General features: G+C 69.3%; 9 protein-coding genes. 8 read left to right on the top strand and 1 reads right to left on the bottom strand.

The window, feature by feature from the left end; genetic code table 11:
• The first annotated feature begins 60 nt into the window (after positions 1-60).
• The 3 genes from OUA97_RS18475 (at position 61) to OUA97_RS18485 (ending at position 6446) form a co-directional block, all read left to right on the top strand.
• Positions 61-1038: a LysR family transcriptional regulator gene (locus OUA97_RS18475; protein WP_267233506.1), complete on the top strand. Its 978-nt coding sequence runs from the start codon at positions 61-63 to the stop codon at positions 1036-1038.
• Between the two features lie 94 nt (positions 1039-1132).
• Entirely contained in the window at positions 1133-3550 is a 2418-nt protein-coding gene (locus tag OUA97_RS18480) for an ATP-binding protein (RefSeq protein WP_267233507.1), read from the top strand.
• Positions 3551-3650: 100 nt separating this feature from the next.
• Positions 3651-6446, top strand: coding sequence for an Ig-like domain-containing protein (locus tag OUA97_RS18485; protein WP_267233508.1), 2796 nt, complete (start codon positions 3651-3653; stop codon positions 6444-6446).
• A gap of 1 nt (position 6447) precedes the next feature.
• Here OUA97_RS18485 and OUA97_RS18490 read toward each other — a convergent pair whose 3' ends face one another.
• A complete protein-coding gene (locus OUA97_RS18490; RefSeq protein WP_267233509.1) occupies positions 6448-7905 on the bottom strand; it encodes a flavin-containing monooxygenase in 1458 nt (485 codons plus the stop codon).
• Between the two features lie 214 nt (positions 7906-8119).
• Between OUA97_RS18490 and OUA97_RS18495 the strand changes: the two genes are divergently transcribed.
• The 5 genes from OUA97_RS18495 to OUA97_RS18515 form a co-directional block, all read left to right on the top strand.
• Positions 8120-8710 carry a TetR/AcrR family transcriptional regulator gene (locus OUA97_RS18495; protein WP_267233510.1) on the top strand — a complete coding sequence of 197 codons (591 nt, stop codon included), beginning with the start codon at positions 8120-8122 and terminating at the stop codon, positions 8708-8710.
• A gap of 221 nt (positions 8711-8931) precedes the next feature.
• On the top strand, positions 8932-9909 hold the full coding sequence (locus OUA97_RS18500; protein WP_267233511.1) for an ABC transporter ATP-binding protein: 978 nt from the start codon (positions 8932-8934) through the stop codon (positions 9907-9909).
• Positions 9884-10708, top strand: coding sequence for an ABC-2 family transporter protein (locus OUA97_RS18505; RefSeq protein ID WP_267233512.1), 825 nt, complete (start codon positions 9884-9886; stop codon positions 10706-10708). Before OUA97_RS18500 ends, OUA97_RS18505 begins: the two co-directional genes overlap by 26 nt.
• On the top strand, positions 10708-11484 hold the full coding sequence (locus OUA97_RS18510; RefSeq protein ID WP_267233513.1) for an ABC-2 family transporter protein: 777 nt from the start codon (positions 10708-10710) through the stop codon (positions 11482-11484). The genes OUA97_RS18505 and OUA97_RS18510 overlap by 1 nt, the downstream gene beginning before the upstream one ends.
• A gap of 30 nt (positions 11485-11514) precedes the next feature.
• The coding region (locus OUA97_RS18515; protein ID WP_267233514.1) for an NAD(P)/FAD-dependent oxidoreductase at positions 11515-11958 on the top strand (444 nt) is incomplete at its 3' end.

The following is an 11958-nucleotide window of genomic DNA, read 5'->3' on the forward strand; positions in this document are numbered from 1 at the left end:
AATGTTCGAGTGTGCAGCCTCGAAGTTCGTATGGGGGCCCCACGGCCTTTTGGGTGCCGGATGGACAATAGCGACGGCGGTCACGCCGATTGGGACGACATCAAGACCTTCGTCGCTGCGGCTCAGACGGGTAGTTTCGGCGCCGCGGCCCGACGCCTGAAGACCACACAACCCACGGTCACACGCCGTATCGAAGACCTGGAGCTTCGGCTGGGGGCCAAGCTGTTCGACCGGGGCCTGCGCGGGGTTACACTGACCCGGGCCGGCGAGATGGTCTACGACCGGGCGTTGACCATGCAGCGTGCGTCGCTGGATATCGAGCGCCTGAGCCTCGATCACGAGACCCCCGACGCCGGCGAGGTGACGGTGGCCATGCCGGAGGGGATCGGCGGCTATGTGACCGGCCTGGAGGTCGCCGATTTCGTCCGCGAGAACCCCGGCATCAAGCTCGGACTGGACTGCGGATTCTATCCGGAGAACCCGGTCGACAGTCAGGTGGACCTCTCGATCCAGCTGATCGACGCGAGCGGGGTCCCGGAATTGACCGCTTCGCCGCTGGCGACGCTGCACTACGCGCTGTTCGCATCGCGCGAGTATCTCGAAACGTATGGGGCCCCCACGCGGATCGAGGCGGCGGTCGGCCATCGGTTCATCTATCACTCGGCCCAGGTCAGCAAACGCGGGCGCTGGGGTGCGAAAACCTCGGCGTTCATGGAGCTGGCCGAGCCGGCGATGGTGGTCAACTCCTCGACGGTGATGCTGCACGCCATCCAGCGCGGCGCGGGGATCGGGGCCATTCCAACCGCCATCGTGGCGGTGGCGCCGGACCTGGTGATGTTGGACATCCCGCCGCTAGCCAGTTCGACCATCTGGCTCTGTCATCACCGCGAGAGCGCCAAGACCGGGCGGGTGGCGCGGGTCGCCGAGTGGCTCGGCTCGATCTTCGACGCCCGCGAGCGACCGTGGTTCCGCCCCGAATTCATCCACCCACGCGAGTTCGGCGACTGGGCCTGGCCGGCGGCGACCGCGCGCGGTTGAGCGGTCGGCGCTCCTGCAACCGCTTCAATTGTGCCTTAACTTTAGTCACTCACGCTCATCCCGCTGATATCAAATACGAAAAGGGGGGATCAGCATGGCGGACGGCACGGCCGAGTCGCGTCCGTTTGGCCTGGAGATTTCCCAGGCGGTCTGCGACCGCGCCACGCGGCTCGCCAAAGCCATGTTTTCCGCGCTTGAGGCGCAGATCGTCTTCCTGAAGGACGGCGAGGTCTGGCGTAGCCGCGACCCCGACTCCAAGATCGTGCGCCAACGCGACCGGGCGGCTGAGCTGGTGCAGGCCGGCGGCGAGCTGCTTTGGGTCGAGGACGCCCATGACGACCCGCGCTTCGCCAACAGCCCTGCGGTGGTCGGCCCGCCCTTTCTGAGATCCTATGTCGGGGCCCCGATCCGCCTGGCCGACGGTTCGACCCCCGGCGTACTGGCGGTGTTCGGCGACGTCCCGCGCCGGTTCGACGCGGCCTTGGCCGGGCGACTGGGCGACCTGGCGGCGTTCGTCGCCGACGAGTGGGCGCGGGCCCAGGCCAGCCGGGCGCGCGAGGAGAGCCGCCGCGAGCGCGACGCCATGCAGTCCACCCTGATCGCGATCATCGAGGCCATGCCCGTCGCGGTGGTGCTGACCGACCGCGAGATGCGGGTGATCGGGGCCAGCCCGCGCTGGATCAGCACGCTGGAGTTGGGCGAAGAGATCGTCTTCGGCCGCACGGTCCAGGAATTGGCGCCGCACATGTATGGGCGCTGGCAGGACGCCTACGACCGGGTGCTGGGCGGCGAGAGCATCAAGGCCGACCGCGTCCAGGTGACCGACGAGGCCGGCGCGACCCGCTGGTACCGGACCGAGCTGGCGCCCTGGCGCGCCGCCGACGGCGAGGTCGGCGGGCTGATCATCGCCAGCTACGACATCACCGACATGGTGGTGGCGCTGGAGGCGACCGAGCGTTCCGAGCAGCGGCTGATGCTGGCCATGGAGATCGCCGACATCCACGTCTTCGAGATGGACTATGTCCGGCGCGAACTGATCAAGACCGGGGCCGAGGACACCTTCTTCACCGAGGCCAAGACCTACGAGGAGCTGCACCGCGACATCTTCAGCACCATCGATCCGCGCGACCGGGCGCGAGTCGAGGCGGCCTGGCGCGATCACCTGCGCACCGGAGAGCCCTATGCGCCTGAATACCGGCTGGTGCGGCGCGACGACCGCGAAGTCTGGGTCATGGGGGCCACGCGGCTGATCGCCGACGAGCGCGGCCGGCCGCTGCGGGTCATCGGCGCCCTGCAGAACATCAGCGAACGCAAGGCGGCCGAGCAGGCCCTGGTCCAGGCTAAGGAGGACGCCGAGGCGGCCAACCGGGCCAAGTCGACCTTCCTGGCGACCATGAGCCACGAGATCCGCACGCCGTTGAACGGGGTGCTCGGCATGGCCCAGGCGATGGCGGCGGAGAACGGACTGTCGGACATCCAGCGCGAACGGCTGGGGGTGATCCGCCAGTCCGGCGAGACGCTGCTGGCGATCCTCAACGACGTACTCGACCTGTCGAAGATCGAGGCCGGCAAGCTGGAGCTGGAGGAGGCCGACTTCGACGTCGCAGCCCTGGCGCGCGGAGCGCATGCGGCGTTCACGGCCATCGCCAACAAGAAGGGCTTGTCGTTCTCACTGAGCATCGAGCCGGCGGCCTTGGGGGTCTATCGGGGCGATTCCACCCGCGTGCGCCAGATCCTCTACAACCTGGTCTCCAACGCCCTGAAGTTCACCGAGCACGGCGAGGTGCGGGTCAGCGTCGACCGTGACGCGGCCGGCCTGCGGCTCAGCGTCTCGGACACCGGAATCGGCATTCCGGCGCACCGCCTGGCCGCGCTGTTCCAGAAGTTCGAACAGGCCGACGCCTCGACCACACGGCGCTATGGCGGGACGGGCCTGGGCTTGGCCATCTGCCGCCAGCTGGCCGGCTTGATGGGCGGGGCGATCGAGGCGACCAGCGAGGTCGGGGCCGGGACGACCTTCCTGGCGACCTTGCCGCTGACCTGGGTCGGGGCCAGCGCGGCGCTGCCGACGCCGCCCAGCGTCGAGGCCCAGCAGACCGAGGCCTGCGCCTGTTCGGCGCTGCGGGTGCTGGCTGCCGAGGACAACACCGTCAACCAGCTGGTCCTGAAGACCCTGCTGCACCAGATCGGCGTCGAGCCGCGCATCGTCGACAACGGCTTGGAGGCGGTGCGGGCCTGGGAAAGCGGCGAGTGGGACGTGATCCTGATGGACGTGCAGATGCCGGTCATGGACGGTCCGAACGCCTGCGCCTTGATCCGCGGTCGCGAGGCGCTGGAAGGGCGCGCGCGCACCCCGATCATCGCCCTGACCGCCAACGCTATGGCCCACCAGGTCGCCGAATACATGGCCGCCGGCATGGACGGCTTCGTCCCCAAGCCGATCGAGGTGGGCCGGCTGTTCGAAGCCCTGCAGCAGGTGCTTGAGGCGGCCGGCGAGGCCGAGGCGGCCTAGCTATTTTGGCTAGAAGTACGCATTTACCACGACTTTAGATGGTGTTTTGTTCGCGATACGGGCATTCGTGGAGAGTACGGTTCCGCTTGATTGAGACACCATGCCCGCACCCAGCGTCATCATCACCTTCAACAAGTCCGCGCTGAAGATCGGCGAGGTGGCCCAGGCGACCTTCAGCTTTTCCGAGGCCCCGGTCGGGTTCACCGCAGAAGATGTGACCGTCACGAATGGGACGTTGTCGGGGCTGACCAGCACCGACGACCCACTAGTCTACACGGGGGACCTCACTCCCGGGGCGGGATTGAGCGGCGTGGGCGCAGGACTATTCGTCGCTGCGGGAAGCTATACCAACCTGAGCGGTGATCCGGGCCTGGCGGGCGCGAGCCCGGCGATCCCGGTGGACACGCTGGCGCCGACGGTGTCGATCTCGTCATCGACCGCCACGCTGCGGTCCGGCGAGAGCGCGACGATCACCCTGACCTTTTCCGAGGCTCCGACAGGCTTCAGCCTCGGCGACCTGTCGGCTACAGGCGGCACGCTGGGCTCGCTGGTCGGAACCGCCGATCCCCTGGTCTATACGGCGGACTTCACCCCCCAAGCCGGAGTGAGCGGCGTTCTGGGCTCGGTGTCGCTGGCGCCAGGCGCCTACACCGACGCCGCCGGAAACAGCGGCGGGGGCGGTTCGAGTTCGGCGATCGCGATCAACACCTTGGGACCGTCGGTGGCGGTCACCGCCGCCAACGGGACGCTCAAGGCGGGTGAGAATACCGAGGTCACCTTCACGTTTTCCTCCGTGCCGACCAGCTTTGCGGCCAACGACATTGTTGTTTCCGGGGGAACCGTCTCTGGCCTGACCAATATGGGTGCGGGCGTCTACACGGCGACCTTCACTCCGGCTTCCGGCGTGGACGGCGGCGTCGCCAGCGTTTCGGTGGCGTCGGGCTCCTACACCGACAACTTCGGGAACCTGGGGGGCGGAGCCTCTAGCGGGCCGGTCTCGTTCGACACCCGCGCGCCGACCGTCGCCATCGCCTTCACAGATCCGGCCTTGGGGATCGGGCAGTCCGGCGGGGTGTCGTTCACGTTCTCCGAAGCCGTCAGCGGATTCGGCCTCGGTGCGCTAACTGTCGACAACGGCGCACTGTCGGGACTGAGCACCAGCGACAGTATCGTTTACACGGCCACCCTGACGCCATCGGCCGGCGTCACCGATATGAGCAATGTCATCACCGTCAACCTGACCGGTGTTTCTGACCAGGCCGGCAATGCCGGGGCGGGGTCGACCGATTCTCCGAACTACGTCGTGGACGCCACGAGGCCGACCGCGACGATCGTCATGGCCGATACGGCCTTGAAGGCAGGCGAGACCTCAGAGGTAACGATCACCTTTTCGGAAGCGGTGACGGGTTTCACCGCAGACGACCTGTCGATCCCGAACGGGGCGATTTCGGTGTTGAGCAGCAGCGACGGCGGCATCACCTGGATCGGCGTCTTCACGCCAAATGTGGGCTTCCGCGACTCAAGCAACCTGATCATCCTGAACAACTCTGGCCTCACCGACTGGGCTGGAAACGCCGGGATCGGAACGACGAATTCGGCCAACTTCACGATCGATACAGTGCGGCCCACAGCGAGCATCGTCGTCGCGGACACGGCGCTGACGGTCGGCGAGACGACCAGCGTCACCATCACCTTCTCGGAAGCCGTGAGCGGCTTCACTACAGAGGACCTGCAGGTCGACAACGGCGCGGTTTCGAACCTGACCTCCGGCGATGGGGGGGTGACGTGGACCGCGACGCTGACGCCGGCCTCCAACGTGGAGGACAGCGTGAACTTCATCGTCCTGGATCGGACCGGCGTGGTGGCGGGCGCAAGCGGCAACGCCGGATTGGGGACGGTCGACTCCAACTACTACGCGGTCGACACCGCCCGCCCCACGGCGACGATCGCGGTGGCCAACGCGCTGTTGCAGGCTGGGCAGACGAGCCTGGTCACGATCACCTTCTCAGAGGCGGTGAGCGGGTTAACAATCCCGGATCTGTCGGTCGCCAACGGGGGACTGTCGAACCTGAGCACCGCCGACGGCGGGGTCACCTGGACCGCGACGCTGACGCCGAGCGTCGGTGTGGTCGACTCGACCAACCTGATCGTACTCGACACCTCGGGTGTCACCGACTCGGCGGGCAACGTCGGGGGCGGCATCGCGATCTCGAACAACTACCAGGTCGGCTATGTCCCGCCGCCGCCGGTGAGCGAGGACGACGTGATCAGCCTGCCGCCGGGCGGCGGCCAGGTGGCGGCGGGGCCGGGCTCCGACAGCGTTGCGGGCGCCGGCGGGGCCGACCTGATCCAGGGCAATATCGGCAACGACACCCTGAGCGGCGGCGGCGGCGACGACATCGTCCGCGGCGGCCAGGACAATGACTTCGTGCACGGCAATACCGGGGCCGACCAGCTGTTCGGCGACCTGGGCAATGACAGCGTATTCGGCGGCCAGGGCGACGATTTCGTCCAGGGCGGCGCAGGCGGCGATTATGTGATCGGGGACCTGGGCCGCGACACGGTGCTGGGCGGGCAGGGCGCCGACACCGTGGTCGGCGGGGCCGGCGACGACTACCTGTCCGGCGACCTCGGCGACGACGTGCTGCTCGGCGGCGCAGGCGCGGACCTGTTCAACTTCAGGGCCGGGAGCGGCCGCGATGTGGTGATGGATTTCTCGCGCGCCGAGGGCGATCGCATCGCCATCTCGAGCGCGGACGCCGCGGATTTCGCGGCGCTGTCGAGCAAGCTGGTCGCCGATGGCGGCGATACGATTATCAATCTCGACGGCCAGACCATCGTCCTGGCCGGGGTCGCGAAATCGGCGCTGAGCGCCGCCGACTTCGTGTTCGGCTGACCTACTCGGCCGGCTCGGCGGCGCGGGCGTCCTGGTAGGCCGAGGCGTCGAAGCGGGCGACCGCCTCGGCGTAGGCCTGGGCGGAGGCCGGCCAGTTATTGAGGATCTTGCCCTCCGGGGTCTTGTACCAACTGGTGCAGGTCCCGGCCCAAGGGGTGTGAGCGAGCTCGGCCTGGAGCTTGTCGTTGTAGGCGCTCTGGACCGCAGGGCTGACCGATAGCGGCCGGGCCTGGGCCAGGGCCTGCAGGACGTAGCCGACCTGGGCCTCGATCATGTAGATGATCGAGTTGTGGCCGAGGTTCGTATTCGGCCCGTAGAGCATGAAAAGGTTGGGGAAACCGGCGACGGTGATCCCCAGATAGGCCTCCGGCCCGGCCTTCCACGCCTGGGCGAGGGTGAGGCCGCCCTGGCCGCTGATCGCGGTTTCGCCGGCGAAGGATTTGGTCTCGAAACCGGTGGCGTAGATCACCACGTCGGCCTCGTGCAGGCGGCCGCTCGCGTCCACGACGCCCTGCGGCTTCAGGCGGTCGATGGCGTCCGTGACCAGCTCGACGTTCGGCCGGGTCAGGGCCGGGTAGAAGTCGTTGGAGATCAGCACCCGCTTGCAGCCGATCTCGTAGTCCGGGGTCAGCTTGGCGCGCAGCTCGGGGTCGGCGACCTGGGCGTGCAGGTGCGCCAGCGGGATCGGAACCTCCTCGACCGGCGCGGTCCCGTTGCGCTTGGCGATCAGCCGCTCCTCGGCCATGTGGAAGATCTCGCTGCGGACCTTTTCCATCAGCTCCGGCTGGGCGCGGAACTGGGCCTTCTCCTCCTCGGTGTAGGGCCGGTTCATGCGCGGCACGATCCAGTTCGGCGAGCGCTGGAAGAGGGTCAGCCGGCCGGTGACCTTGGCGATCTCCGGGACGAACTGGATGGCGCTGGCGCCGTTGCCGATCACCGCCACCCGCTTGCCGGTCAGGTCCACCGCGGTGTCCCAGCGAGCCGAATGGAAGGCCGGGCCCGCGAAGCTGTCACGTCCCTCGATCTCGGGCAGCTTGGGGCGATTGAGCTGGCCCCAGGCGGTGACGAAGGCCTCTGCCGTGAGGCGCGAGCCGTCGGCGAGGGAGATCGACCAAAGGCCGGCCGCCTCGTCCCAGGCCGCCCCGACCACCTCGGCGCCGAGGCGGATGTGGCCAGCGAGTTCGTGCCGGTCCACGACGCCCTCGATGTAGGCGAGAATATCGGGCTGGGCGGAATAGACTTCGGGCCAGTCCGGGTTCGGCGCGAAGGAGTAGGAGTAGAGGTGGCTGGGGATGTCGCAGCCGGCGCCGGGATAGATGTTTTCGCGCCAGGTGCCGCCGACGCGGTCGGCCTTTTCGAGGATCACGAATGACGATTCGCCCTGCGCCTTGAGCCGCAGGCCCATGCAGAGCCCCGCAAAGCCAGCGCCCAGAATGGCGACCTTCACGTCCGCGGCCATGTCGTGCTCCCCGAATAATTCTTGTATGCGGGACGCTAGCGGCGGGCGGCTGGGTTATCAACGCTCACTTTGGCGGGCACGGTTGACGCGCTGGGGCGGACGCCGGCCTCGACAAGCCGCGACCGGCTTGAGAACATCGGGCCTATAGGGAGGACGCCATGCCACGCTGCGCCTGCGCGCATTCGATCGAGTACGGCCCTGCCGGGGCCGCGCGATGACCTGGACCGACCAGGGCGCCCGCCGACGCCCGTACCATGTCGGCAACCTGCGCACCTTGCTGCTGGACGAGGCGCGCGCGCTGCTGGAGAGCGGCGGCCGCTCGGAAATGAACCTGCGGGCGCTAGCCGGGCGCGCGGGGATCGCGGCGGGGTCGGTCTACCACCACTACGCCTCGAAGGCCGCGCTGCTGGCCGGGTTGGCGGCGATGGGGTTCCGCGAACTGGAGGCCAGCCTGCGGGAGGCCGCGGCCCAGGGCGGGGCGACGCCGATCCGCACCACGGCTCTGGCCTATTTCGATTTCGCCCGGGCCCAGCCGGCGCTCTACGAGCTGATGTTCGACGCGGCGCTGATGGCAGAGGCCGACGTGGCCGAGGCCCGTGACCGCGCCTTCGCCGTGCTGCGCGAGCTGATCGCCGCCGCGCCCAGCCAGCAGGGGGTCGAGCCGGCCGTGATCCATAAGGTCGCCCTGGCGGTCTGGGCCTGCGGCCATGGCGCGGCCTCGCTCACCCAGGCCGACGAAAGCGGGAATTCGCCGCTGATGGAAGACGTGATCCAGGGCCTGGAGGCGCTGTTCCGTCCGCGCTGATCGGCGCGCAATTGCGCACTGTTGCGCCTGACGGTTGCAAAGCTGCGCGCGTCGCCATACACCTACCCATGTTCCGCGAACGTGTCGCGGCGGATCGGATTTGAACGCGATGGCCGGCAAGGCTTCGAACATGCCGAATTACCAAGGGCTCGCTTACCCGCGCCCGACGTATTTCGCATGCCCAGACCTTGCCCCCCAGACCCGCCATCCGAGCCCCGCCCATGTCGACCACGCCCGCCATCACCGCCCGGAACCTCTGCAAGCGCTATAGCTACGCCAAGCGCGGCCGCGGGCCGGCCGGCGCGTTTTCGTCCCAGCAAGTGACCATCGAGGCCGTGGCCGGGGTGTCGTTCGACATCGCGCCGGGCGAACGCGTGGCGATCATCGGGCCGAACGGGGCGGGCAAGTCCACGACCCTGAAGATGCTGTCCGGCATCCTGGAGCCGACGGCGGGGGAGGCGCAGGTGCTGGGCCTGGTCCCCTGGCGCGAGCGCAAGGCGCTGGCCTATCGGATCGGGGTGGTGTTCGGGCAACGCTCGCAGCTGTGGGGCGAGCTGCCGGTGCGGGATTCCTTCGCGCTGCTGACCAAGATCTATGACCAGGATGCGGCGGTCGCGCGCCGGCGGCTCGGCGAGCTCTCCGAGCGCTTCGCCCTGGCCGAGCTGATGGACCAGCCGGTCAACCGCATGTCGCTGGGCCAGCGGATGCGCTGCGAGATCACCGCCAGCCTGCTGCATGGGCCGCAGCTGCTGTTCCTGGACGAGCCGACCATCGGGCTGGACGTGACCGCCAAGGCGGCGATCCGCGACTTCGTGCGCGAGCACGCCCGCGACCATGGACTGACCGTGGCGCTGACCTCGCACGACACCCGCGACATCGAACTCGTCTGCGAGCGGGTGATCGTGATCGGCGAAGGCCGGATCGTCGTCGATCAGCCGACCGACCAACTGCGCCGCCGATTCCTGGGCCGCAAGGTCGTGACGCTGCAGTCGGCGAGCGCGGAGGTGTGCCTGGACCTGCCCGGAGTCAGCCGACGGTCGGCCGCGGCGCATAGCACGGTGCTGGAGGTCGACACCCGCGTCACCCGCGTCGAACAGGTGATCGCCGCGGCCCTGGCCCAGGGCGGCATCGAGGACGTGACCATCGAGGACCCTCCGATGGAGGAGGTGATCCATGACATCTACTCTGGCGGTCGTTGAAGCCCGGAGAGGGGCGGGCGCGGCCTGGGCGGCGCTGCGGGTCGGAGCCGGCGAGACCCTGGCGGCCTGGCCGGTGCTGGCCGGGCGCTGCGTATTCTTTGTGATCCTGCTGCTGGTGCTGTCGGCGTTGTGGGACAAGGTGGCCGCCGAGCAGTTGCCCGGCACGCTGGCCTATGCGCTGCCGGCCGGCGGGCTGGCGCTCTACATCGGGGCGACCGAATGGGTGACGCTGTCGTTGCCGGCCACGCACCTGCGGCTGGAGGACGACATCCGCTCGGGCGGGCTGGAGCCCCACCTGCTGCGGCCCAAGTCGTACCTCGTCCAGGTGCTGAGCCAGAACCTGGGCGCGGCCATCGTGCGGCTGGCGGTCCTGGGGATCACGGCGCTGGCGCTGCTGGCGGCGTCGGGGCGGGCTTGGCCGCCGCTTGAGGCGTTTCCGCGCCTGCTGGTGCTGGGCGTGCTGGGCGTCGTGGTCGGGGTGCTGCTCTACGCCCTGGCCGGGCTGATGGCGTTCTGGGCGCGGCGGGTGCTGCCGTTCCAGCTGGTGATCCAGAAGCTGATGTTCCTGCTGGGCGGGCTCTATGCGCCGGTGACGCTGTATCCCCCGCTGATGGAGGGCGTGGCCAAGGTCTCGCCGTTCGCCGCGCACCTTTACTGGCCGGCGGCGATGACGATGACGCCGGACCTGTTCCTGGTCGGGCTGGGCTGGCAGGTGCTGTGGATCGGCGTGCTGAGCGCGGCCTGCCTGGCGCTGTGGCGCGCGGGGCTGGCCAAGGTGCTGCGGCGGGGAGGGGTGTGATGCGTTTCCTTCGCCTCTACGCCGCCGAGGCCGCCGCTTCGGTGCGGATGTCCTTCGCCGACAAGGCCAACTTCGCGCTGCAGGTCGGCGGCATGATCGTCAACGACGTGGTGTTCCTGGCCCTGTGGGCGCTGTTCTTCGCCGGATTCCGCAGCGTCGGCGGCTGGGGCATGGCCGACGTCGCGCTGTTGCTGGGGCTGACCATGTGCATCGTCGGCCTGGCCGGGGCGCTGGCCGGCGGCTATCGCGACATGGCCGGGTCGATCGCACGCGGCGATCTGGACGGCCTGCTGACCCAGCCGGCGGGCCTGATCGCCCGGCTGCTGGCGCGCGAGAGCATCGCCACGGCCTGGGGCGACCTGGTCTGCGGCGTCGTGGTGCTGGTGCTGTTCGCGCAGGTGCGCTGGGCGCAGGCGCCGCTGCTGGTCCTCGCCGTCGGCGCGGGGGCCACGGTCTATGTCTCCGCGGCGATCTCGTTCGCCAGCCTGGCGTTCTGGGCGGGCGGCGCGCGCAGTTTCGCCCGCGACCTGACCGACTTCACGCTGCTGTTCTCCAGCTATCCGGGCTCGATCCACCAGGGCCTGGTGAAGGCTGCGGCCTATACGGTCCTGCCGGCGGCGTTCGTGGTGCTGGCGCCGGTGAAGATGCTGCGCGAGCCGGGGGCGGGAACCGTGGCGGTGGTCGTCGCCTCGGCGCTCGGCTACGGCGCCTTGGCCGCGGGGCTGTTCCACCTGGGCCTGCGGCGCTATCGGCGCGGCGCCTCGCCCGGGACTTGATTTTGGAGGCGAAGCCCGTTCGTTAGGCCCATGAGCAAAGGCCCCAAGATCACCGTGGCCGGGGCCGGCGCGCTGGGCCTGACCACCGCCCTGGCCCTGGCCGACGCCGGCGCGCGGGTGACCGTGTTCGATCCGGCGGGGCCGGGCGACAACGCCTCGGGCGTCGCGGCGGGGATGCTGGCGCCCGCCTTCGAAGCCGTCCTGGACGCCAGCGCCGCGCCGCACTTTGCGCTGCTGATGGCGGCACGCAACCTGTGGCCGGCGCTGGAGGCGCGGATCGGCCTGACCGTCGACCGCGCCGGCGCAGTGGCGGTGGGCGACGACGATTTCCTGGCGCGCATCGACGGCGGCCTGCGCGGCCAGGGGCTGCATCCGACCGAATTGGAGCGCGCCGCCCTGGCCGGGCTCGCGCCGGACCTGGCCGACGGCTGGCGGCGCGGGCTGCTGGTGCGCGAGGATTGGCGGATCGAGGCC

Source organism: Phenylobacterium sp. 58.2.17 (genome assembly GCF_026411515.1).
Classification (GTDB): domain Bacteria; phylum Pseudomonadota; class Alphaproteobacteria; order Caulobacterales; family Caulobacteraceae; genus Phenylobacterium.